Origin of the sequence: Streptomyces sp. RPA4-2 (assembly GCF_012273515.2) — a bacterium.
Classification (GTDB): domain Bacteria; phylum Actinomycetota; class Actinomycetes; order Streptomycetales; family Streptomycetaceae; genus Streptomyces; species Streptomyces kaempferi.
In genome coordinates this window covers 6,104,198-6,128,405 of the sequence record NZ_CP050975.2, presented here as the reverse complement: position 1 = coordinate 6,128,405, position 24,208 = coordinate 6,104,198, and the positions used below count along the sequence as shown (strand labels likewise).

The window sequence follows — 24,208 nt, the reverse complement described above, 5'->3', positions numbered from 1 at the left end:
GTGTTCCACATTTTGCCAACAAGCGCCCCACCCAAAGTGGGATGATCCTTGAGCCACGATGCCGGGACAGCAGGGGGACGCTTCATGGCCAACGAGAACTCGCAGCTGGCAGGACTCATCTGGTCCGTATCGGATCTGCTACGTGGCGACTTCAAGTCTTCCGAGTACGGAAGGATCATCCTGCCGTTCACGGTCCTACGTCGGTTGGACTGCCTCCTTGCCCCAACCAAACAAGCCGTACTCGAAGCTACGAGTCAGGACTCTGCAAGCGGTGGCAACGAGCGTCTCCTCATGGAGATCGCCGGCCAGCCCTTCTTCAACATCAGCCCGCTATCTCTAGACCGCATCGACTCCTCCCCTCAGGACGTAGGCCCTCTCCTACGTGACTACGTCGCTAACTTCTCTGGGAACGCGAAGGAGGTCATACAGCGCTTCGATTTTGACCAGCTGATCCGACGTCTAGACAGTGCGAAGCTACTTCGCCCGGTCCTGAACAAGTTCGTGTCAGTCGACATGGGCTCCACCGTGAGCAATCGCCACATGGGACTCGTATTCGAGGAACTCGTTCGGCGATTCGAAGGGCAGACCCCTGAGGTGTCAGGCGAGCACTTCACGCCGCGAGAAGTCGTCCGCCTCATGGTCAATCTCGCGATCGCGCCCGACACGCGACTACTGACTTCCCCTGGCCTTACCCGTTCTGTCCTCGACCCGGTCTGCGGTACTGGTGGCCTACTGGCAGAAGCTGCGGAGTACATCGGGGAAATTAGCCCTTACGCACACGTCTCTCTGTACGGACAAGAGATCAATCCCGAATCGTGGGCCATCTGTCGCTCCAACATGATGTTGCGCGGAGCGGACGCGAACAACATCACCTTCGGGAACACTCTCAGTGAAGACCGGCATAAGGGTCAGCAATTCGACTACCTGCTGGCCAATCCTCCCTTGGGTGTTGACTGGAAAAGGGTCGCTGAGTCGGTCCGCGAGGAACATGCACACATGGGGAGCGCCGGACGTTTCGGCGCTGGCCTCCCTCGTATTAACGATGGATCCCTACTGTTCCTCCAACACATGCTAGCCAAGATGAAACCGGCGGACAGTAATAAGGACAGCGGTAGCCGTGTCGCCATCATCTTCAACGCCTCACCGATGCATACCGGAGCCGCCGGCTCGGGAGAATCTCAAATCCGAAAGTGGATCATCGAGAACGACTGGCTGGAGGCCATTGTGGCCCTACCTGACCAGCTTCTCCACAACACCGGCATCAGCACTTACCTGTGGGTGCTTAGCAACCGCAAGTCCTCAGATCGTCAGGGAAAGGTGGTCCTGTTGAATGCCCGGGACCACTGGCAAAAGATGCGCACCTCAGTGGGCAGCAAACGAAAGTACTTCGGTCCCGATCAAATCAATGAGATCACGCAACTCTATGCACAAGCCCTGACGCTCGCTCCTGACCATCCACAGCGTGACAAGGTCCGGGTGCTGCGGAGTGACGAGTTGGGTTACCGCAGAATCATTATCGAGCACCCGCTTCGCCTACGATACGAGCTGTCTGAGGAAAGTCTCACTCAACTCGCCGCCTCGCGAGTGCTTCAGAAGACAAGTAGTCCCGATGCATTGCTGACATCATTGCGTCCTCTGATCAGGTCAAAATGGCCTACCAAAGCTCAGGCGCTCAGTGCACTACGTCAGGCGGCTACGGAAAATGGGTTGACATGGCCTGCGGGACTCGCCTTTGAGAAGGCCGTCCGTATCGCCATCGGGGTCCGCGACGACCAGGGAGAAGTGCTAAAAGTCCGCGGAATCGTTGAACGCGATCAGGAACTTCGCGAGGCGGTGAACTTGCCACTGCATGAAGACCCTGACGATTACCTCAAGCGCGAAGTACATCCTCGCGCTCCTGACGCATGGATCGCAGAAGAGTCCACCAAAGTCGGTTACGAAATTTCACCCACCCTGTTCTTCGTCGCTGAACTCGATGGACCTTACGAGCCCCTCCACCAGTTCGCACGTCTGGAGACAGCGCGCGTATCGCTCCCACACGATGAAGACGATACCGACAGCGCGACCGACAGACCTAAGCACCTCAGAGCACAGGACCTGCACCACGCCAACTCGGCACTCGAGTTGCCGGAGGCCCCTAAGGAAGGACCTGCGCTGACGCCTTGCACAGGGGGCGATCTCGTAGGGCGCCCCGGCAACTGGAGACTGCTACCCGCAGGATTTGGGGAAGCGGTCACCACCATGTTCGTGCTGCGTCCGCTGCAGGGAGACGGCAGAGGTCTGTGCGAATGGTTGAACTCGCGCAAAGAGACCAGCGAGTTTCCCAATCCACGCGAACTACTCAACATGCCGGTACCTGTTGGTCTCGTTGCCGACGAGGAGGTAGACGGTCTTCTCGAAGATGTGCAAGAGGGACGACGTGCACTGCGAGCGGCAACATCAAACATTCTACCCAACGTCTTCACCGGGAACGAAGTAGACATCCAAGGGGTGCGGAAGGAAATACGGCTCGCCGCATACGAAGCGCGCCTCATTGGCGAGCTGGTACGCCCCCTAGATGATCCCGTCTGGCGAGCAGAATGGAGCTATCCGTATCACGTAGCCGCACTGGCACGCAGGTATCGGATTAGCACGCACCCGGCTGAGCGTAAGGATGGCCTACTAAAACTCGGTGAAGGTATTGCACGAGTCCTGGGCCTGCTCTCACTGAGCGAGATAATCGCACAAAACGGGTTCACTAATAGCTTGCGTAAGCAATTTCGCACAGGGGCCACATTCGGCACATGGCTATGGTTTATCGATAAGCTGCTGGAAGATACCGGAACTCCCCACCTTCGCGAACTCGCCGCTCTGCGCGAAATTGATGGAGCTCGCTCCCTACTGGAAGATGTAAAGGATTTCAGAAACAACTCGCACCATGCACATGGCGTTCGCGCCACACATGAACTAAACGAAGATGTTGAGAAGCTGGAACCGAACATCGTATCGGCCATCAGTGCCGCTAGTTGGCTTTCGGGTATGCATTGGGACTGGGTCGAGAGATGCGAATACCTCGACGAATCCTCCTACAAGCTCGTTGGGCTACGCCTTCGTGGTAGCCATCCGAGCTGGGAGCCATTCGAACGGTCTAGCACTTATCCACTGAAACCTGACCGAATTTATGTCAACAATACACCGGCCGACACCCCTGTCGATTTGTGGCCTCTGGCCGCTGTGAGCATTTGCAGGAAATGTCGAACGCAAGAGCTATTTCTGCTCAATCAGATACGAGACGGGGTCATGACCCTCCGTAGCCTAGAAGAGCACTCCATGGAGATTTCTTATAATGGGCCTGATTGACAGCACGCCAAACAATCCTAGAGGCGAAGAACGCAGGTCATTTTGCGCGAGTATCCATCGTCAAATCGTTCTCGTCCACTGATGATCTTGAGGAAATGCTGATGCTGACGAGACCGCGGGGCCTGCCGATCAGGGTGGTCCACTGCGTCTTGCGAGAGTACGGAGTCGCCACTCTTTACTGAAGACTGCGCGCAATCTTCCGGAGCCGGGTGCGAATGGCTGTCGACTGGGTCTCACAGAGGCGCGCATGTATTCGCTGCGGTCAGACCTTCCGCTGGTTTTCCCAGATCGTGTGGTCTAGCTCCCACGGTGTGCACCTCAAGCGCGCCGCAGCCTCAGTGAGGATGCTGATCGCTTGGGCCGTGGTCACCGTGCGCTGCAGCACTGTATGCAGCCATCGAAGAACCATGCGGTCCGGCTTGATGCGGCTGTCGTCTCCCAACAGCATCCACAGGTAGGCGAGTCGTGCGCCTGAGCCGTGGCCTGCAACCCCGGCGAGGTCACGCTCAATGGCCTTCAGCCTGTCGAAGTCAGCGAGCAGCGCGTTGGCACCGGCAAGGGTTGCGACGCCGTGGGATACCAGAAGCTCGGCGTACTGACGGGCAGCCTCCGCCTTCAGTGGGGCATCGCGGTTTGCCCGTGTGCGCTGCCTGTTCTGTAGGACCTCGGAAGAAAAGGCCTCTTCGCCGTGGGTCTGGATATGCGCAACGAAGCCCTGAAGCGGTTGCTCGTCGGGGACAGGGAGCTGCGCGCTACCTGACAGCGGAACTGAGATGCCGGCCCAGGCCGCGTAGCGGTGGCAGGTCGGGACCGTGTGTCGCTCGTAGTGGGCGTTGATAGAGAAGACGGCGTCCAGGACACACAGGGAGGCATGGGCCCACCGAGGGCCTCGCGGTTTGAGTGCCAGATGCCCAGCGGCAACGACTACTTGTCCTATCTCGTCCATCGATCCCCCAATGATGAAACGGGGAGACATTGTTGCATGCGGTACTGACAGGCGAGCCAGGTTCGTAGGCATGCCGCTCGGGCATTGGCAGGGTTTGGGTGCCCGGGGCCTCCCCCTGAGTGGTGGACACGCTGATACTGGATCAGCTTGATCCGGAGGAAGCGAGAAGACCGCCGATGGCGATGAAGGACTATTCGGACGAGTTCAAGGCCGATGCCGTGGCCCTGTACGAGTCCACACCCGGGGCGACCTACAAGAGCATCGCCGCCGACCTGGGCATCAACCGGGCGACCCTGCGCGAGTGGGTGCTGCGGGACCGCGAACGCCGCGGTGTCACCGCCACGGCTGCAAAGCCGGCCGTCCGACCGGGGGCGGCGGTGCCGTCCGACGCTCCGGACGGGCGGATCCGGCAGTTGGAGGCCCGGGTGGCCGAGCTCGAGGCGAGTGAGCGGAAGCTCGCGACCGAGCGGGACATCCTCCGCAAGGCGGCCAAGTATTCCGCCGGAGAGACGAACTGGTGATCAGCCGCTTCCAGTTCGTCGACGACCACCGGGACACCTACGAGGTGAAGCGGCTCTGCCACGTCCTGGACGTGAACCGGTCCAGCTACTACAAGTGGCTCGCCGGCGCCGAGGCCCGGGCCGCCCGGCAGCACGAGGACCGGATCCTGGCCGAGGAGATCCGCGAGATCCACGGCGAGTCCGGCGGCGCCTACGGCTCCCCGCGAGTGACCGCCGAGCTCCGCGAGAAAGGACGGCGGGTCAACGAAAAGCGGGTCGCCCGGATCATGCGGACGTTCTCGATCACCGGCATCCGCCTGCGCAGACGCGTGCGCACCACCGTCCCGGACCCGGCAGCCTCACCGGTTGCGGACCTCTTCCAGCGGGACTTCACCGCCGCCGATCCGGGACGGAAGTACATGGGCGACATCACGTATCTCCCGCTCGCCGGCGGGGAGTTCCTCTATCTCGCGACCGTGCTGGACTGCTTCAGCCGCAAGGTCGTCGGCTGGTCCATCGCCGACCACATGCGCACCGGCCTGGTCGCCGACGCGCTGCGGATGGCAGCCTCGACCCGCGGCCGTCCGGACGGCGCCGTGTTCCACTCCGACCACGGGGCCCCATACGGATCCCGGGCCTTCGCCGGCCTCTGCGACCAGCTCGGGGTCACCCGCTCGATGGGCGCGGTCGGCACCAGCGCCGACAACGCGGCCTGCGAAAGCTTCCACGCCTCCCTGAAACGCGAGACCCTCCAGGGCGCCCACGACTACGGTGACGCCGGCACCTGCCGCCGGACCGTCTTCGCCTGGCTGACCCGCTACAACACCCGCCGCCGGCACTCCGCCAACGGCCACCTCAGCCCCAACGAATACGAACACCGACACCACACCGCTAAACTCACGCTCGCCGCGTGATCAATAACCGCGTGCCCACCTTCACGGGGGAAGGCCCGAGCAGTCGCGAACGCCAGTGGACCGTCAGCACAAGCAGGCGGCACACCAGCCCAAGACCGAACCCTCACGAAAAGGTCGTGGGTTCAAATCCCGCCACCCCGAAAGCTAGAACGCAGGTCAGGCCCGGTGCTAAGCAATCAGCAGCGGCCTGCCTCGTTCTCCAGGGGCCCTCTGGAGAATCCTGGAGAAGATCTTGAAGAGCCTGCTCACCCACGTGCCGGGGGAGGTCGCCCCACGCGACGAACCGCCCCAGTGCTCGCGCGGCACGGAACAACTTCGCCTCTCACTTCCCGACTTGAGCCGAAGCCACGTTCCGCGTCTCGTCGGCGAGTGCTATATCCGCATATCGACGAGATTGCCCTGTTGTGGCCATGGAAGGGGTCTGACGGCGCTTGGGGGTCGGTTGCAGGATGCTCTCCACGCTGGATGAACTCGGCCGCGGGAGTCGAGCAGGAGAGTGCCGAGACGCCCAGCCGTAACTGCAGACCGGACGCTGCAGCAGCTGGTTGATGCTCACGTCGCTCAAGGGGGGCCTGGTCAGCTTGGCGAGATCCGCCGCGAGCTGATCGCCCAGCGCCTTCGTGATGCTGAGGGTGAAGCTTCGATGGAATGCCGACTCCTCCGACCCCCCTGTTGTCGCCGTCATAGCCCCCGTCGCCCTCTTCATGGTTCTACCGCTGTGGGGCGACATCGCACGAGTTTCTCCGGCACACGGGACACAATTGACACTACTCCGCGGTATGGTTCTGACTGCACTGAACTGCTAGGAGTGGAAATGCAACGGACGTCGGTAGAGCTCTTCGCGGGCGGGGGTGGGCTGGTCCAAGCCAGCACAAACACCGGCTTCCGACACCTGCTGCTGAACGAGTTCGCGAAGAGGGCGTGCGAGACGCTTGAGGGCAATCGCTTCGACGCGTTTCCCGCGGACGTCGATTCCGATGTGCTGGCGAAGTGGCTGGACCAGATCGATAGGCAGCGCGCGGAGGGCTTCGAAGCTGCGGGCGCCGTCGAGCGGCCCCACTACCCTCCCCTGGTCACCGGCGACGTCCGAGAGTTGGACATGCGCTTCCTCAGGGATCGCGACGTTGACCTTCTGGCCGGCGGGCCACCATGCCAGCCGTTCAGCCTTGGTGGAGTCGCGAAGGGCGACGAGGACGAGCGGAACATGTTCCCGGAGATGTTCCGGGCGGTTCGTGAGATCCGTCCCAAGGCCGTCATCTGTGAGAACGTCCGAGGGCTCCTTCGCCCGTCCTTTGCTCCCTACTTCGAGTACATCAAGCGCGAGCTTTCCCTGCCGTCTGTGAAGCGCGGTAAGGGTGCCAGGTGGCAGCAGCACGACCAGGCGTTGCAGGAGCGGCTCGATGCGAAGGACACCGATCCGGCGGAGACTTACGAGGTCACGCAACACGCCGTGAACGCCGCCGACTACGGGGTGCCGCAGATCCGCAACCGCGTGATCCTCCTGGCGTTCCGCGCTGACCTGGGCGTGGACCCGAAGTTGGTCAAGCGCGCTGTCGCGCGCACCCACTCCCACGCGGCCCTCGCCCGGACGATCCTCGAAGGCTCCTACTGGAAGCGCCACGAGCGGGCGGGCGCCAAGATTCCGAAGCGCGTCATCGATCTGGTGACCTCGCGCTACGCGAACGAGCAGCTGTCGTTCGAAAGCGGGGATGAGGAGCTCCAGCCTTGGCTCACCCTTCGAGACGCCATAATGGGGCTCCCCGAGATCAACACCAGCATGTTGGACAAGACGACGGAACAGGGCGGATTCCCCGACCACATCGGGTGGCCCGGAGCCAGGATCTACGACGGGCACACACCCAACGAACTTGACCGGCCGGCCAAGACCGTCAAGGCCGGGGTGCACGGTGTGCCCGGTGGCGAGTCGGTCATGCAGCTCGACAACCTGGTGCGCGACGAGAAGACCGGCCTGCTGCGCCCCGAGCACCGGTATATGACCGTGCGCGAGGCCGCCAGGGTCATGACCTTCGGCGATGGATGGAACATGGCGGGCCCGCGGGGTGAACGCATGCGGCAGCTGGGCAACGCTGTTCCCGTGAAGCTGGGCGAGGTGTTCACCAGCGCCGTCGCGAAAGCCCTCGACGACGCGGAACGACGCTCGTGAACGACGCCGTCGAGTCCCGGCAAGTGGGCTGGAAGGACAAGCCGCCGCCCGAGAGGGCATGGCGGGGACGGCAGGGGCGGACCAGGAAGGCGATCGTCGCCGAGCAGGATCGTGCCGCAGGTGGTCGCGAGGGCCGCTATGTCAAGCGTAAAGACGGCGACTACGCGCTGGCCTCGATCACGCTGAAGTTGTTGCCCAGGACTCGTCGGATCAGGGCCTATCTCCGCTGGTCGGAGAACGGGCGTTCGCCCGCCCTGTATGTCGGAGAAGTGGAGCACCCGACGCGTGCGGCGAATCTTGAACAGGCTTGGCAGATCGCCAAGGACCGGGGGATGGTCGGAGAGCGTCCTCTTCCGGAGGGGTCGTGGGCGTCGTCCCTTGCCACGCGGTCATCGATGCGCGGGAACCGAGGCCGCGACACGGCACCGGAACTCCGAATCCGCTCACTGCTGCATCGCGAAGGTCTGCGCTACCGCGTATCGGCACGTCCGCTTCCCGGAGTACGGCGAACCGCCGACCTCGTCTTCACCCGTGCTCGTGTCGCCGTCTTCGTAGACGGGTGCTTCTGGCATGGGTGCCCCGATCACTGCCGCCCAGCACGCACGAACAGTGACTTCTGGCGCACCAAGATCGATGGAAATCGAGCCAGGGACTCCCAGACCGACCAGTTCTTGGCGGAGGCGGGATGGCGTGCCATCAGAATCTGGGAGCACGAAGATCCCGTACAAGCGGCGGGCCGGGTCGCCGCCGCCGTTCGCGACTTTGCGGCGCGGGATGATCACAACGTTTCGTGATTCAGGAGCTCGTTGACGGCGTCGGAGGCCCGGCACAGATTGATGCGCCCGACCGTCGCCCTCGCTGAACGCGAGCAGGCCGTCCCCAACGTTGACGCCAACCTCGGCCAACAGCCCCAACGGTGGTTCGACGCGCGCATCGAGCTCTACGGGCACCCTCGGCGGGTTCACGGATCACGGAAGGAGTCCCCCAACAACCGCCGGCGTCTACCACCAGCACTGCGGATCGCCGTGGGACGTTGCGATTGCGACGGCTGGCGACCGGGTCTCGCAACCGCCATAAGCCACTCAACTGGATGGAACGGCAGGGAACTTACCGCCGATTGTCAGTGGTTCCCTCTACTCTCTTCATCACGCGTACGGCTCTACCCGAGCCGCGCGCCGAAGCGCTGCCCGCGGTAGGGCTTTCTTCGGCGTGCCCACGCGAGACGAGTACAGGGGGTCCGTCCGTCTATGAAGATCACACCTTCCGCGCGCGTGTTGCGCATGCTCGGTGAAATCGAGTTCGACGAGTGGCAGTGCATCGCCGAGCTGATCGACAACGCCTTCGACGACTTCACGGAGATCCATCGGTCCGGGACCCCCTGGGCGGGCGGGTATCGCGTCAGCGTCGAGCTCCCCGACTCCACGCAGGGCCAGCTCGTGATCACCGACACCGGTCGCGGCATGACGTACGACCGGCTGGAGCGGGCTGTACGGGCCGGCTGGTCGGGCAACGACATGCACGACAAGCTCGGCCTCTTCGGTATGGGGTTCAACGTCTCGACGGCGCGGCTCGGCAAGCGCACGCGCGTCCTGACCACGCGCCAGGGCGACACCGAGTGGATCGGTGTGGAGATCGACCTCGACCGCATCGGAGACGACTTCGAGGCGGAGGACATCACGGAGCCGAAGGCCGATCCCAACGAGCACGGCACGCGTATCGTCATCAGCCGCCTGCATCCCACGCGCGCTCGGTGGCTGCAGAAGAACGGCTCGGCCCTGCGCAACATCCTCGGACAGGTCTACTCCTGGATGTTCCTGAACCGTCCGTTCGAGCTGTGGGTTGGCGGCTTCCAGGTGAAGCCTGTCCAGCACTGCCGTTGGGGAGACGACCGCTCGGTCCTCTACAACAACAAGGAGCGCATCCCCGCCTACATCGAGATCGACCAGAAGCTGGAGAACGGTCTCGCCTGTGGTGACTGCGGACAGTGGCAGCTCACTGATCGCGACGCCTGCGAAGACTGTGGGAGCGATCGACTCACCGTTCGTGAGCGCCGGGTGCACGGGTGGCTCGGCATCCAGCGTTACATGCACAAGCACGATTACGGAATCGACTTCCTGCGCAACGGTCGCAAGATCCTCCGCTGGGACAAGCAGCTGTTCACCTGGCGCAACCCTGACGGAGCGGTGGGCAACGAAGAGCCGGAGTATCCGGTGGACCTCGCCCACCAGGGTGGCCGCATCATCGGGGAGATCCACCTCGACCACGTCCCGGTCACGTACCAGAAGGACGCCTTCGAGTACGGCGACCGCAGCTGGCGTTCGGCGGTCGAGATCGTAAGGGGGGTCGCGCCGCTGCTGCCCCAGCGCGCGGCGAACCTTGAGTACGAGGAGAACACCAGCCCGCTAGCGCTCCTCTTCAAGGGATACCGTCGTAACGACGCCGGTCTGCGGTACCTGGTCCCGGGAGACGGCCGCAAGCCGATCCACGACGACACCCGTCGGTGGGGACAGGAGTTCCACCGGGGCAACCCCGCCTACCAGACCGATGAGCGCTGGTGGCAGGCGGTCGAGGACCACGAGGCCGCCAAGAGCAGGGGCAAGAACTCGAAGGCGGCAGCCGCCACCCCGGGAAAGCCCGACGAGGCGGCCGTGATGGAGGCGCTCGGTTTCGACGGCACTGAAATCAGCGGTCCGAGTTCCCCCGCGACCGGTTCGGACGAGACGCCGCCCGATGCCCAGGAGCAGGCCCCGACGGCCGGCGGCGAGTCCGCTGCCGCCGCACCGGCCCCAGAGACGCGCAAGGAAACGCGGCAGGAACGTGTCACGCGCTACACGGAGAACTCGACCACCTACCCGGCCCTGAGCCGCTCCTTCGGCCACCCGCGCGTCGGATTCGTCGAGGTCGAGGCACGTCGGCTCACGGCGGGAGGCCTCACCGACGAGAACCTCCACCCCACCCCCGTCCTGCTGGACCAGCGCGGCGGCAACGCCCTCGTGGCGTTCCTCGACCTCGATCATCCGATCTTCCAGAGGTTCGGTGCGGACCCGGCCGACCTGCTGCTCGCGGAGATCGCCGTTCTGCTCAGGGTTCAGGCGGAGACGGAGTGGAGCCATTCCGAACTCATCGCGGCGATCCGGGTGGAGTCGCTGCCCGCCACCGCTCTGGATGCCCAGATGATCAGCGCAGAGGCGCAGGAACTGCTTGCCGAGATCCGGCACCGCATGGCGACCGAGCTGGACCGCTCCGGCGAACCGGGGAAGGCGTTTCAGTTCCTCTCGCCCGACGAACTCACCCACACCGAGCACACCATGATCGCCAACGGCAAGGTCACCCGCACGACCGACCTCGGTGCGAGCGGTGAGTTCCTGCTGCACGTGCCCGCCCTCTTCCTGGTCCGGCTCGTCGAGTCGCTGCCGTCGCTGTTCATGGACAACCGCGTCTTCCAGGGCGTCTACGAGGGTGTCGCCTCCGCGTCCGCGCGGCGGCTCAGCCTCACGCGCACGGTCGGCTACCTCTCCGATGTCGCGACGCAGGCGACCTACGCCGGGGCCAGCCTGCCGGACCAGCTGCTGCGGACGAGGCTGAGCATCCGTCTGCTGGCCGACGATCTCACGGAGGAGAGGTGAGCGCCGTCTTCCTCTCGGCCGACGAGCTTCTGAGGGGAGGACCCACAGGTCTCACGCACGCCGTCGAACGGGCCCTCTGGTACCTCGGCTTCAACGACGTGCGCGTCATCGACGGCGCCGGCGACCAGGGCGCGGATCTCTTGGCGGTACGCGGTCGGGAACAGTGGGTCTTCCAGTGCAAGTGGAAGGCCGGAGGGAAGGTCGACCGGAGCGGTGTCGACGACCTCGAGCGCGCGCGTACGCGCTACCGCGCGGACAAGGCCATCCTGGTCACCAACACCGACATCAACGCGGCGGCTGAGGCCCGCCGCGTGGCGCTCAACGGAGTCGGCGTGCCGATCACCGTCTGGCACGGCGCGACCCTGAGGTCGATCGGGGACCGCATGCCCGAGACCGTTCCCGCGAAGTACGCCCTGCGCCCGTACCAGGCCGAGGCGGCGGACGCCGTGGTCCGGGACCTCGACGCAAACGGCACCGCGCTGCTCGTCCTCGCGACGGGTCTCGGCAAGACCGTGGTGGGCGGGGAGATCATCAGCCGCCACCTCACGACCAATCCGGACGCCAGGATTCTCGTCGTCGCTCACATGAAGGACCTCGTCGCCCAGCTCGAGAAGGCGATGTGGCGGCACATCCCCAAGTACGTTCCCACGCGCCTCCTCACGGGAGAGAGCCGACCCGAAAGCCTCGACGGAGTCGTGGTCGGAACGGTCGAATCCGTTCTCAGTGCCGTACGCGTGGGCTACCGACCCGACCTCATCATGATCGACGAGACGCATCACGTGGCCGAGACCGGCAGGTTTGCGGAATTGCTCGACCTGTGTGGGGATGCTGAGCAGTTCGGTGTGACGGCGACACCCTGGCGCGGAGACAAGTTCGACATCACCTCCCGCTTCGGGTATCCGAGCTTCAAGATGGGCATCGCGGAAGGCATGGCCGCAGGCTTCCTCTCCGCCGTCGACTACCGGCTGTACGTCGACAATGTCGACTGGAACGCCGTCCGGGACGCCAGCGTGCACGGGCAGTCGATCAAGGACCTCAACAAATCCCTGTTCCTGCCGCAGCGCGACGAGGAGATCGTCGAGCACTTCCGTGAGGCGTGGCGGACCACGACGGAACCGAGGGCCATCGTCTTCTGTCAGACCATCGAGCACGCCGAGCACATGGCCCGGTTGTTCGCCTCGTCCGACGCGGCGTGGGCCAACGCGTCGTTCCTGCACAGCGCGCTCCCGCGGCAGCGACGCCAGATCCTGCTGAACGAGTTCCGGCTCGGCCGGGTGCCGGTGATCACGTGTGTCGACGTCTTCAACGAGGGCGTCGACGTTCCGGACGTGAACCTCATCGCGTTCCTGCGGGTCACGCACAGTCGGCGGATCTTCGTCCAGCAACTCGGGCGCGGACTCCGACTCAGCCCCGGCAAGAAGGCCCTGAGGGTCCTCGACTTCGTGACCGACATCCGCAGGGTGGCGGCGACCCTGGAACTCCGGCGATCGCTGGAGGCTCAGGAGAGCGAGCACCTGCGCGTACGAATGCCACATGCCTCCCGTATCCAGTTCAGCGACGAGACCGTCGGGTCGCTGATGGACCACTGGATCCAGGACGCGGCGGACCTTGAGACCGCAGCGGACGAGGTCCGCCTTCAGTTCCCTCTGACGACTGGAATCGAATGACCAAGTACGCGATCCCCTCGGACCTGGAAGAAGAAGTCGTGCGTCTCCTCTACAAGCGGGCCGCCGACCTCAACTGGACCTATCTCACGGACACCGAGCGCACCCGTCACTATCAGGCGTGGACCTCCGACCCGCAGGTGGGAGGACGGCTCCTCCCGTTCATCGGGAAGCCGGAGAACGTCCGGCCGTGGCTCAAGGACAGGCCCATGAAGGAGTACATCCGGGCGACCTACGGGGTGGGCAAGTGGGCTCCGCTCGTGGTCAGGCCAGCCACTCCGGTCAGCGTTCTTGTTGAAAAGGCCCTCGGTCACGGTTGGGAAGTCGATCTTGAGACGCTCGACATCAAGCCGCTCTGCGTGACGATTCGCCACGACGACGACGAGGAGATGGAGCAGCGCTTCGCCTGGGCGCCCATGCGCGACTTCAAGCATCTCGCGTGGGCGGCCATCGCGGCGCAGGCCGGCGGCGACCCCCTGCCGTGGGTCATCTGCACGGTGGACTCGTTCGTCCGGAAGATCACCCCGGAGCAGAAGGCGACCAACGAGCGGATCGTGAAGCGGCTTGGTCTGATCAGCGCGCACGTCACCGATGGCTGACCGGGGGTCCGCCATGACGATGGATGGCGACTGGCTTCAAGCTGCTTTCGGCGCGCTTCCCGCCCGGTCACAGCGCATGATCGAGGATCGCGCGCTCGGGAAGACGCTCGGAAGTATCGGGCAGGAGCATGATGTGACCCGCGAACGGGTCCGCCAGTTGCTCCTGAAGGCGCAGGAGCAACTCTGCGCTAGCGCCGATGTCTTCGTGGATGACTGGCGTGATCGGCTCACCACCCTCACCGAGCGCTCGGCCGTGCCCCAGTCCGAGGTGGCGGCCGTGTTGGGCGTACGTGATCAGATAGGCGTGGGGTCTCTCGTCGAGGCTGTCGGGGCTGAGCACCCGCTGACGTGGGCCGGTCGTCTGCGCGGCTGGTGGACCCGCAGCCCCGGCGCTCTGGAAGTGCTGCTCCGGCGAGGAATGGAGGAGGCGCCGCTGCGTGGGGAGGACGTAGCGGTGACCTTCGCGGCCGCCGGAGTACCGGACGAGGTCCCTTTGCTGGATCTGCTGGGACATCCGGACAGCCCTCTGGTGCCTGGCTTCGAGGGAACTTGGCTACGCCGGCGCGCCCGCGGCAGGGACGCGGCGTACCTCTTCCTCCTGGCGAACGGTGAACCCTGCCGCGCGGAGGAGTTGCTGACACCGACGGGGATCAGGCGGAAGCCCGCCGTCGCCGAGGCGCTCCGGCGGGACGAGAGGTTCGTGCAACTCCGATTGGAGGGGAAGTGGGCGCTGGCCGAATGGCCCCACCTGAACATCACGCCGTACCCGAACGCCATGGAGGCCTTCGTCGCTGTGCTGACCGAACTGGGGCCGCTACCCAAGGACGCTCTCTTCGTGAAGGTCGGCGAGCGCTACCCGGTGACCCTGTGGCGCCTGCACCAATGCCTGCTGGACGACAGGGTGGGCATCACGGAGGATGGCTTGATCGAGCTGGTCGCGCGAGGCGCTACCCCGATCGAGGAAAGCGAGCCGGTACAACCGGCGAGGATGGCCGTCGATCCTGCGGGAAACGTCTTTGGCGTCCGGCTCACGGTGGACAAGGACGTCCTTCGGGGTAGCGGCGTCGTCGTCAGCAGCTGGCTCACATGGCAGCTCGGAATGCGACAGGCCCCTATGGCCAGGACCTTCTCCATCGCCGGTCACCCCACACCGATCGTCCTCAAGCGGGCGACGAGCGCGGCCCAGATCTCCAGCCTGCGGGTACTGGCGAAGAAGAACGGAATGGTGGGCGGCTGCGAATTCGTCCTCTTCCTCCGCACGGACGACTCAACGGCACGAATAGAGCACGCTTGTGCCCGGCACACCTGCCCTGCGATGAGCGAGCCTTCCAGGATCGAGGGTGGAGCTTGACGCGTTTTCCAGCCGTGGCCCAGCATCCCGGATCGGCTGAGGCGCCATGTCGGCGGGCACGGCGGGCGTCCTGCTCGGCCTGCCAGGCCCGGAGAGTGCGGCTGTTCATGTCCCGCCGGAAGGTCCGGAGTGTTGTTGGAGGGGGTTGCGACGGGGGCGGGCCGAGGATGGCCAGGAGGTCGCTCGAGCCCCGGGAGTCCAGCCGTCCGCACGGAAGCGCAAGTTCCACCCCAGTATCTGGTGACAGGCTGGATCGACTTGACCGAACCAGGTGGTGCCCTACGGGGCGAATGACCCAGAATGCGGAGGTGAGCGAGCGGAAGCAGCCGTATCGACCTGGCTGCCAAGGCAGTTGGAAGGTGCAACCTGATGAGCAAGGTCCCGGAGAACGGTGAAGAGATGGCGTCCGAGGCCTCCGGTCCTGTAGCTGGCGAGGCTGCTCAAGCCAAAGCGGGACCCGTCAGGTCCGGGCCGCCCTGGAAGCAGATTGCCGTAGCGGCCGGCGGCTTGGCTGTCACCGCACTGGGCGCAGTCGTCGTCACCCTCGTCGCGACACGCAACTCCGCGCGTATGGCGAACGCGGCGGCTTACGCCCACGGCCTGCTTGACGGGGCCAACGCCGCGAGGAACGGTTACGACTTCGACGAAGATGACGACTAAGACGAGCTGGCGAACGACGTAAGGCCTGCCCTTCGGGCGATACCAGGGACGGGGGCCAAACGCGACAGTCACCGCATGGCTGTCCCGGACAGTCGTGGAGGGTCAGCAACCCCATACCAAGGCCACAAGGCACCTTCTCGCGTTCGGGACGAAGAGGTCGAGGCTTGACGGTGGCTGAGGGGCTGCAGCGCAGCCATGATGTGTCCAGGGACGCATGGCCGAGCGTCGCCAAAGCGCCAGCGGAGATGCGCCGTGGGTGATGGGCGGCGACCATCGCGGTTCTGCCCTTGAGGCCTCGTCGCTGGCGAGGTCATGGGACGTCAGCCCTTCGGGGTCGTCGTCCGTGTCGACGGCGCCCCGGAGGCAATGGCGCTGGCCGAGATCACGGCGATGCCGGAGGGGATGGACCAGCCCGCGTTCGGGGCCCGCATCATCGGTGAGGTCATCGAGTACGCCGGAAGGGCCCAGCAGCGGATACAGCAAGGCGCGGCCGAGTAGCCGAGCTCGGGACAAGCAGCCAGTACCAAGCGAGAGCTTGTGCCAGGGATCGTGGACCATCCGTGGACTCGTCCCGCATGATCAGTTAGGTGTAGGGCCGTGACCTGCCGCGTTGCGCTGCTAACAAGCGGCCTCCGGAGCCGCTGCACTACAGCAGCGAAGTACGGCAACCACCGCAAGGCCACGCGAGCTTCAGTTGCTTGGCGTCAGCCCCCGAGCGGCCGATATGACGGACCGCTGAGCGTGACAGTGTCGGAGCGGGGGTCGCTCATGTGCATCCGGCGTCGTTTTTCGGCCGCAGGCCCGGCTCGCGGACCATCGCGGTGATCTCGGCGGCGGCACGCTCAGCACGGCCTGGGCGGCGCAGCCGTCGCTCCAGCGGCGGGAAGCCAACACTGCCGACGGGGGTGTCGTCGACATTGGTGCGGCAACGGACGATCAGCTCACCTTCGGGGGTGTAGACAGCGCCGATGACATCCGCCCACGGGAGGTGGGCAGTACGCCACAGGCCGCGAACGTGCAGTCCCTTGGAGTCGGCGGTGATCCGCCAGATCATCATCCGGAGGCAGACGCTCACCCAGTACAAACCACCTACCGACCAGAAGGGCAGCTGCCACCACGTAGGGGAACCCGTGAAGAGCGTCCCCAGCAGCATGATGGTCACGACGATCAACGCCGCTCCGACGGAGCGCGCCACCGGACCTGCCTGCCACCGGACCGGTCCGGTAGCAGGGGTCATCGCGGCGAGGGCGTTTTGGACGCGGGCCTCAGCGGCCCGGCGGTGTTCGGCCGTGCGTGCTGTGCCGGGACGGTATACCCCGGGCTTGCCCGTGCCGTCGGGAGAACCGTGCCGTATCGGGGACGCGGTCCCCTCGACGAGCCACTGCCCGGACTCCGTTGCGCTCGCCAGAATCAACTCACCGCCCTCGCGAGGTGCACCGTAGAGCAGGGCTTGGCGCAGTGCCGTGCGGGTGCGGGTGTCGGGCTCGTAGCTCAGCACCGGGCGCAGGGTGGCGGTGTCGTCGGCGGCGAATATCTCCGTACGCCCCTGATCGTGACGGGTCAGGACGCGCAGTACCGGGACCGGGGCGCGGTGCAGCGCCACCGCCCGACGGCGGGAGAGCAGGCCCGAGCCAAGCACGGTGACACCGAGCCCGGCGAGGACGAGTGCCAGCGCCTGACGGCCGGTGCGGTCGCCGTAGGGCTCAGTGGCGAGCCGCATCCAATCGCCGTGCATCAGCACCGGCACGCTACTACCGACCCGATAGCTGCCCTGCGCGTCGAACCTGTGTCGTGTGTTATCGGAGAGGCGGACAGTGACGGTGTAGTCGTCAGTGTTGTAGGCCACGACTCGGGCGTTCTCCGACGTGGCCGTACGAGCCAGGCGGTCGTCTGCCCGGTCGTCCACGACGACGGTCGTAATCAGGGCACCGGCCACCGCGCACAGGATCGCCCCCACAATGCCGCGGACCAGGCCCCGGCGCCAAGGGCGGACGTCGTCCGTCGCCGGGGCAGGCACCGTGATGCCGCCGGCCGCGTCGAGCACGAGCGAGCGTTGGCGGCCGCGCGCCCGCAGCCGCGCCACGACGGCCGCCCAGCCCCAGCACAGCCCCGCCACAACGACGGCGTCCGCGATCTTCTCGGCCGGTCCACCCAGCCAAATATCGGGATTGCTCATCCAGATCAGCAGCAACGGAGCGGACACGAGCGCGAGTTCCGGTAGCACAAACAACCACACCAGGTGCGGCAGGAAGAGCATCGATCCGGCCGCATCGAGCCAGTCCGCCCCACAGGGCGCTGCCACCGTGCACATCGAGTCGGGCGAGAACATCATCGCCGCCATGACCACCGCCACCAGCAGCACCACAGCCGGCCCCACCGGCCGCGCCCACGCGGGCACCCGGACGTCCGCCCACCGCCTGGCATCGGCGGACACCCAGGGGCGAGCGGGAACATCCGCATACGGCACTGAACTCGTCGTCACCCGCGCATTATTCGTCACGGTTGTATGCCCCCTGCGCCTGGGGTCACCCCGAGTAGTACGCCCGGTGGCGAGCGCCGATCGATACTGCCGTTGGTCTCAGTTCCGGTCTCATTCACTGACGGTCGCGAGTGTTCGCGACCGTTCGCCGCTCCCCCGCGCTCCTCACGCGCGGACGGGCGGCACGTCGGGGGGCTGTCGCCCCAGGAAAGCCACACTGGACGAGTCCCGCCCAAGTTGCTTGGGGACAAGGCAGTCTCTGGCCCACGGCGCCCAGAGTCTTTGTCCGCACGTGGGAATGGGCCAGCACAGCGTCCAGTCGTGGGCTCGCTGCGACACAGCTCCGACACAGTGTGTGTATCCGTACCACAAGGGACTGGCTCCCGCGCAGGTCAGGCGGGGTGCGAGGCTCGATCGGCGCAATCACTCCGGAGCCGTTTTCTGCCTGCTGCGCACTATCTGCGATACAGGAGGGTGCTGCACGCCTTCCGCGATCAATGAACCTGCTGTTCAGAGCCCGTTCGCAAGCCAAACTCTGATTGTGCTCCGGAGCCGTGTGCGCAGGTTCGAATCCTGCCGGGGGCACCCCTCATGAGGTGCCCAAAGACCCCGTCACCAGCGAAAACGCTGAGGCCGGGGTCTTCGCGTATGTGCAGGCAGATGCAGCCCGAGGCGGCTCTATGTCGGGGTCTGTGGACGAGGCGTGGACGGGATCTTGAGGCATCATCCCAGGTCATCGGGCGCAAAGGGCGGGGTCCACAGCTCCGCCCCCTCCATCCTCTCCCCCGGATCACCGATCACCGAGGGCCGAACCGTCGATGTGCCCCGCTCCGCGGTCAGGACGTTCAGGACGTACAGCCAGGGACCGAGCCGACAGGCCGGCAGTTGTTGGGGGTGTTGTCGACGATCCGGCTGTTGACGAGGTTCAGGACGCTGGGGGACGGCGCTTGCCAGATGCCGCCGCCGTTGAGCGCACTGTTGCGCTGCACCACTGTTTTCGTCAGCGTGCTGGTGCCGTCGTTGGCGATACCGCCGCCCATCTGGCCCGCGCGATTGTCGGCGATGGCCGTCGAGGAGATGTCCATCGGGGCGCGGTCGTTGTAGATTCCGCCGCCCTGCTCGAAAGCGCGATTGCCGCCGATGTACGACTTCTTGATGGTCAGAGAGGCCCCGGCGGTGAAGATGCCACCCCCAAGTTGCGTAGCCTGATTCCGCTCCACTTTGGTGTTGTCGAGCAGGGTGGTGCTGCGCGGCCCGTTGTAGATGGCGCCTCCCCGCTGTGCCGCGCTGTCCCGCAGAACGCTGTCATGGACTTCGAGGGTGCTGCCCTGGTTGACGAAAATGGCGCCCCCTTGGTTTGCCGTGCTGTTGGTCACCGTGCTGTGCCGGAGGATGAGCGTCCCTCCGTCGGTGGGCAGGTAGGTGCCGGCGTAATCGAGGTAGCCGCCACCAGTCGCCGTGACACCGTCCACGGTCAGGCGCCCATTGGGACCGTCGATCTGCGCGATGCGGAAGGCGTCGGAGGCGTCGGGGTCCCGTCGGATGGTGGTGTTGTGACCCAACAGGGTGACGGTGCCCGTGATCCGCGGCAGAGCGTTGGCGCCGAGCCCGCCGGTCGACGCCGGAGTCGTGACGTTGTAGACGCATTTGGATGCGAGCCGGATGGTGTGCGGTCCGGTGTTGTTGTTCGCCGCGACGATCGCGTTGTTGAGCGCGGTGACCTTGCACGGGATGGATGCCAGGGGTTCCGCGCCCGCGGCGCTTCCGATACCGAGCACGGCCACAATCGGCACGGCCAAGGCCACAGCACTGAGTTGGCGTCTGCGCATCTCTTCTCCAGGTCGCACTATGTGATTGAGTAATTACCTTACGTGACGACTGACAGTGTTCCATGAGTTCGGCGGTCCGCCCTGCGCGACACAAAGCACGACTGGCAGCCGGATATCGACGCAACAGCCATGGGCGTCCGACGTGTGCCGACGCGTACGCGGGCCCGACACGTCGGCAGGCGCACCAGCGGCGGGCGCGCGTACGCCAGCCGACGGCGGGCGGGGTGTACCTCATCGCCCGCGGCAAGAACATGGGGCTACGCGAAGCGGAGCAGGCCAAGGCCAAGGCCAAGCAGCAAGCCTTCCACAGCTACATCCGCGAGACCGCCGGCACCGCCAAGCCAAGCGCGACCGACGAACTTGCGAGGCTCTCGGAGACCAAGGCCAAGGGCGACCTCACAGACGAGGAATTCCAACGCGCCAAGGAGAAGATCCTGCACTGACCGACACAGGCCCCGCAGGAGGAAACTCCACAGCTCAAGGGCGGTCCCATCGATGCAGCACATCTTCAGCAACGGATGTACCGAGAGCGGGGATATGCCTGCTTTATGGTGACCTGAGGGGTCGCGCGCACAAGCCGTGACGCACACCGGAACCTCTGGAGGTGCAAGCGGTGAGGCGATGGCGGGCTCTGATCATCCTCGGTACCGCCCAGTTCCTGATGGTGCTCGACACCTCGGTCATGAACGTCTCGATCAGCCAGTTGGTCGAGGACTTCGACACCGAGGTCACCGCGATTCAGGCCGTCATCACCCTCTACACCCTGGTCATGGCAGCCCTCATGATCACAGGTGGGAAACTCGGGGACATGCTCGGACGCCGCAAGGTGTTCGGCATCGGACTGATGGTGTACGCCACGGGCTCCGCCCTCACCGCTGTGGCTCCGACCCTGTGGGTGCTCATCCTGGGCTGGTCCGTGATCGAAGGGCTCGGTGCGGCGCTGGTCCTTCCGGCACTTGCCGCCCTCGTGGCCGGGACCTACCAGGGCCGGGACCGGGCCGTCGCCTACGGGGTCATCGGCGGACTTGCCGGAGCCGGCATCGCGGTCGGACCTCTGGTCGGTGGCTGGGTGACCACCTATCTCACCTGGCGTCTGGTCTTCGCCGCCGAGGTTGTGCTGGTGGCGGCCATCCTCTTGGGCATGCGCTGGATCGAGGACCAGCCCCACCGCGGCTCCCGGCCTCACCTCGACAAGGTCGGAGCCGTACTGTCCTCCACCGGCCTGGCCCTGGTGGTGCTGGGCGTCCTGCAAAGCAGCTCCTGGGGCTGGCTGCGCCCCCGCAACTCCCCCGTGACCGTCTTCGGCTTCTCCCTCACCGTCTTCGTCATCGCTGCCGGGGCCTTCGTGCTGTGGCTGTTCCGGTTGTGGGAGCGACGGCAGGAGGCGCGTAGGCATGAGCCCCTCGTACGGTTCTCGCTGTTCGGCGTGCCCGCTCTACGGGCCGGCCTTGCCACGTTGCTCAGTCAGAACCTCATCCTCCTGGGCCTGTTCTTCGTCATCCCTCTGTACCTCCAGATCGTGCAGGGCCTCAGCGCCTTCGAGACCGGGCTGCGGCTGCTACCGGTGTCGATCAGCATGCTCGTGGTCTCCATGAGCGGCCCCCTGCTCGGCCGGATCGCCTCCCCCCGCACGGTGGTCCGTACGGCTCTGCTGATTCTCATCGCGGCGATTCTCTGGCTGCTGGCCACCATCACTCCATCCCTCAATGATCTTTCGTTCGCATGGGCAATGGCCTTGCTCGGCACGGGTATGGGCCTGCTCGCCTCCCAGCTCGGCAACGTCGTCCAATCGAGCGTCGGCGAATCGGAACGCAGCGAGGTCGGCGGTCTCCAGTACACCGCTCAGAACCTGGGGTCCTCCCTCGGAACCGCCCTCATCGGCTCGCTGCTCATCGGGGCACTGGTGCACGTGTTCACTACACGGATCGAAGGCAACCCGGAGATCTCCAACGCGGCACGTCAACAGGTCGGTGTCACCATCGAGGCGGGCGTCAGCTTCGTCGGCACCGACCAGGTACGAGCCGCGGCGGAGCGTGCGGGCCTTGGCAAGCCCGAGGCCGACGCCCTCGTGGCCGAGTACGCCGAGGCACAGCTCGGCAGCCTCAAAGCCGCCGTCCTCGCCACCGCCGGCATCGCGCTCGCCAGCTTCCCGTCCACCCGGCACCTGCCGACAGACCGGCTCCGCAAAACCTCGGCTGCCTGAGGGCTTCGTTCCAGTGAAGGGTCACAACAGGACCCCCGGCCGACCCGGGGAACGCTGGCGCAGGTTTTTGAACCGGATGCGCATGGACCGTAGTCGCTGGGCGGCAGCCCAGCGACTACGAACAGGCGTGGCGGGCACGCTGTGGAGTCAGCTCACCGCGATCGACTTTTTCGGTCACTCGTTCCAACTGGCCGCCCTGGCATTCCTGTGCTTCTTCCCGTTCCTCATCGTCATCACTGCGGCTGTAGGCCGCGACGCCGCCGCTGTGGTCGCCGGCTGGCTGGGGCTGGACCGACCAGCCGCGCAAGCCGTGGCGTCCCTGTTTACGCCCGGTCAGGGACAAGGCACACTCACGGTGCCGAGCGCCTTCCTGCTGGTCCTCGGGGCTGTGGCTGTCGCCAGCGTCCTACAGGGCTGGTACCAGAAGGTTTTCGACGTCCCGGCACGAGGCTGGCGGGACATCCGTACGCAGCTGTACTGGCTCGCGGCACTGCTCACATACGGTGTAGCGCAGACGGCCGTGGGCAGAACACTCGGCGGGCCAGTACTGCAGAGCCTGGTCGGCTTCGCCTTCGCGACGTCGTTCTGGTGGTGGAGCATGCACACACTGCTGGCTGGAGCCGTGCGATGGCCCGCCCTCTTTCCGGCAGCCCTGGTCACAGGTGCCTGCTGGACAGGCCTGGGAGTCTTCTCCTCCCACTACTTCTCCTCGGCAATCGTGGCCAACCAGCAGAAGTACGGCCCCATCGGCATCGTCATGATCATCTTGTCCTGGCTGGTGGCGGTGGGCGTAGTCATCCACCTGGGAGCGGTGGTCGGCCGCCTGTATCTCGACCGCCATGCACGACCATGAACGGCGCTGAGGCGACCCAGCCAGCAGCCCGCCGTTAGCTGCAGCCTGGTGCACCGTCCATGCGTCTTTGCCTAAACAGCGCGACAGTGGAGTGGTGGGTGTTTGGGCGTACGTCGCGTTCTTCGACATCGGCGCCGCTGCCGGCCAGAGCGAACCCGACGTGGACGAGGCCGCGAAGGACCTGACCGCAGGGATCGGCCGACTCCGACGGTTCTACGAGTCTGAGAGCTCTTGGCAGACGCTGCGCGAATCGGTGCGCCCGGTCATCGACGGCATGCTCCGCGAAGGTAGGACCGCGCTACAACGCCAGGAGCGGTGGACCTGCAGGGTGGGCGACGTCGAGGTGACGCTCTACCCCGTGCCCGACCGGATAGGACCACCACCCAACGCGTGGCCGTACGGCATCCCCGAGCATGGGGAGCCTGAATGAACTTGCCAACCAAGTAAGACTTGCGTCGCCCGCGGCCGTCCCGGTGACCCGACCTCCGAGTGAGCAGCGAGTGAGGGACGTGTGCGGAGAGCGCATCCTGAGCGTTTTCCCAGTTCAGAGACACTTTGCCGCGGTCATGGCGCCTGCCCTGCCGAGCCGTGTGCGCAGGGTGAGCAGTGCCGTTCCTCTAGTCGGCGGTGCGTCCCCAGTAGCCGATCTGCACGGGGCGCCCATCGCGGTAGAGCACCGTGCAGTTCCCCTGGGCACGACCAGGGAAGGCCAAACGCTCGGGATCGAGGGCGGCATCCCACTCTGCGTAGGTGGGTCGGCAACTGCGAGCCCAGTCGCGCACCTCACGGTCAGTCAGTGGCCGCATGAACGGACCGCTGTCGGTGTCCGTCGCTACGATCATGAGGGGGAAGTCCAGCGCCGTGCCCGTCCCACCGGTGAAGATGTACTCGTGCCACGTTGGGTCGCGCCACAGTTCCTCTACGGATCGGCCGTCGAAGCCGTGGTTGTCCTTCACCAGTTCCTCTTCCTGAGCCTGCCGGAATGCGGCCGCCAGATCAGGCTGATACGGGCCCGTGTGTCTCCATGCGTCGCCGCCCATCCTCGTCCCTCAACCGTTCGACCAAAAGAGCAGCGTAGGAG

Annotated in this window: 18 protein-coding genes and 1 pseudogene; 14 read left to right on the top strand and 5 right to left on the bottom strand. The window is 65.3% G+C overall.

Annotation, left to right across the window (positions count from 1 at the left end):
• Nucleotides 1-84 precede the first annotated feature (84 nt).
• Nucleotides 85-3,339 (top strand): class I SAM-dependent DNA methyltransferase, encoded by a 3,255-nt coding sequence (locus HEP85_RS26970; RefSeq protein ID WP_168530235.1) that lies wholly within the window; start codon nucleotides 85-87, stop codon nucleotides 3,337-3,339.
• Between the two features lie 262 nt (nucleotides 3,340-3,601).
• Here HEP85_RS26970 and HEP85_RS26965 read toward each other — a convergent pair whose 3' ends face one another.
• Nucleotides 3,602-4,285 (bottom strand): hypothetical protein, encoded by a 684-nt coding sequence (locus tag HEP85_RS26965; protein ID WP_168530234.1) that lies wholly within the window; start codon nucleotides 4,283-4,285, stop codon nucleotides 3,602-3,604.
• A gap of 176 nt (nucleotides 4,286-4,461) precedes the next feature.
• Here HEP85_RS26965 and HEP85_RS26960 point away from each other — a divergent pair.
• A protein-coding gene (locus HEP85_RS26960; protein ID WP_168530233.1) for an IS3 family transposase occupies nucleotides 4,462-5,699 on the top strand; the annotation gives its coding sequence in 2 pieces (ribosomal slippage) (nucleotides 4,462-4,783 and nucleotides 4,783-5,699; 1,239 coding nt in all).
• 232 nt (nucleotides 5,700-5,931) lie between these two features.
• On the opposite strand, the pseudogene HEP85_RS26955 reads toward HEP85_RS26960, so the two are convergent.
• Nucleotides 5,932-6,159 (bottom strand): annotated as a pseudogene (locus HEP85_RS26955) (DNA primase); the annotation flags it as partial.
• 354 nt (nucleotides 6,160-6,513) lie between these two features.
• Between HEP85_RS26955 and HEP85_RS26950 the strand changes: the two are divergent.
• The 8 genes from HEP85_RS26950 (at nucleotide 6,514) to HEP85_RS26915 (ending at nucleotide 16,261) form a co-directional block, all read left to right on the top strand.
• Nucleotides 6,514-7,863, top strand: coding sequence for a DNA cytosine methyltransferase (locus HEP85_RS26950; protein ID WP_168530232.1), 1,350 nt, complete (start codon nucleotides 6,514-6,516; stop codon nucleotides 7,861-7,863).
• Nucleotides 7,860-8,657 (top strand): very short patch repair endonuclease, encoded by a 798-nt coding sequence (locus HEP85_RS26945; RefSeq protein WP_248002084.1) that lies wholly within the window; start codon nucleotides 7,860-7,862, stop codon nucleotides 8,655-8,657. The genes HEP85_RS26950 and HEP85_RS26945 overlap by 4 nt, the downstream gene beginning before the upstream one ends.
• 453 nt (nucleotides 8,658-9,110) lie before the next feature.
• Entirely contained in the window at nucleotides 9,111-11,489 is a 2,379-nt protein-coding gene (locus HEP85_RS26940; RefSeq protein ID WP_168530231.1) for an ATP-binding protein, read from the top strand.
• Complete coding sequence (locus HEP85_RS26935) at nucleotides 11,486-13,156, top strand: DEAD/DEAH box helicase family protein (RefSeq protein ID WP_168530230.1); 1,671 nt, start codon at nucleotides 11,486-11,488, stop codon at nucleotides 13,154-13,156. Before HEP85_RS26940 ends, HEP85_RS26935 begins: the two co-directional genes overlap by 4 nt.
• Nucleotides 13,153-13,752, top strand: a complete 600-nt coding sequence (locus HEP85_RS26930; RefSeq protein WP_168530229.1) for a hypothetical protein — start codon at nucleotides 13,153-13,155, stop codon at nucleotides 13,750-13,752. The genes HEP85_RS26935 and HEP85_RS26930 overlap by 4 nt, the downstream gene beginning before the upstream one ends.
• Nucleotides 13,753-13,765: 13 nt before the next feature.
• Nucleotides 13,766-15,103: a sigma factor-like helix-turn-helix DNA-binding protein gene (locus tag HEP85_RS26925; protein WP_248002083.1), complete on the top strand. Its 1,338-nt coding sequence runs from the start codon at nucleotides 13,766-13,768 to the stop codon at nucleotides 15,101-15,103.
• Nucleotides 15,104-15,472: 369 nt separating this feature from the next.
• The gene (locus tag HEP85_RS26920) at nucleotides 15,473-15,763 is read left to right on the top strand and encodes a hypothetical protein (protein ID WP_168530227.1); all 291 of its coding nucleotides are present in this window, start codon (nucleotides 15,473-15,475) and stop codon (nucleotides 15,761-15,763) included.
• Between the two features lie 312 nt (nucleotides 15,764-16,075).
• A complete protein-coding gene (locus tag HEP85_RS26915) occupies nucleotides 16,076-16,261 on the top strand; it encodes a hypothetical protein (RefSeq protein WP_168530226.1) in 186 nt (61 codons plus the stop codon).
• Between the two features lie 268 nt (nucleotides 16,262-16,529).
• Here HEP85_RS26915 and HEP85_RS26910 read toward each other — a convergent pair whose 3' ends face one another.
• Entirely contained in the window at nucleotides 16,530-18,128 is a 1,599-nt protein-coding gene (locus tag HEP85_RS26910; protein WP_369657854.1) for a hypothetical protein, read from the bottom strand.
• Nucleotides 18,129-19,087: 959 nt separating this feature from the next.
• Nucleotides 19,088-20,071, bottom strand: a complete 984-nt coding sequence (locus tag HEP85_RS26905; RefSeq protein WP_248002082.1) for a hypothetical protein — start codon at nucleotides 20,069-20,071, stop codon at nucleotides 19,088-19,090.
• Nucleotides 20,072-20,295: 224 nt separating this feature from the next.
• On the opposite strand from HEP85_RS26905, the gene HEP85_RS26900 reads away from it, so the two are divergent.
• The 4 genes from HEP85_RS26900 to HEP85_RS26885 all read left to right on the top strand — a co-directional run bounded on the left by HEP85_RS26900 (nucleotide 20,296) and on the right by HEP85_RS26885 (nucleotide 23,557).
• On the top strand, nucleotides 20,296-20,514 hold the full coding sequence (locus tag HEP85_RS26900; RefSeq protein WP_168530224.1) for an SHOCT domain-containing protein: 219 nt from the start codon (nucleotides 20,296-20,298) through the stop codon (nucleotides 20,512-20,514).
• A gap of 170 nt (nucleotides 20,515-20,684) precedes the next feature.
• Nucleotides 20,685-22,274 (top strand): MFS transporter, encoded by a 1,590-nt coding sequence (locus HEP85_RS26895; protein WP_168530223.1) that lies wholly within the window; start codon nucleotides 20,685-20,687, stop codon nucleotides 22,272-22,274.
• Between the two features lie 127 nt (nucleotides 22,275-22,401).
• Entirely contained in the window at nucleotides 22,402-23,127 is a 726-nt protein-coding gene (locus tag HEP85_RS26890) for a ribonuclease BN (RefSeq protein WP_248002081.1), read from the top strand.
• Between the two features lie 94 nt (nucleotides 23,128-23,221).
• Complete coding sequence (locus HEP85_RS26885) at nucleotides 23,222-23,557, top strand: hypothetical protein (protein ID WP_168530222.1); 336 nt, start codon at nucleotides 23,222-23,224, stop codon at nucleotides 23,555-23,557.
• Nucleotides 23,558-23,744: 187 nt separating this feature from the next.
• Here the strand turns inward: HEP85_RS26885 and HEP85_RS26880 are convergent, their stop codons facing one another.
• Nucleotides 23,745-24,167 (bottom strand): hypothetical protein, encoded by a 423-nt coding sequence (locus HEP85_RS26880; RefSeq protein ID WP_168530221.1) that lies wholly within the window; start codon nucleotides 24,165-24,167, stop codon nucleotides 23,745-23,747.
• Between the last annotated feature and the right edge of the window lie 41 nt (nucleotides 24,168-24,208).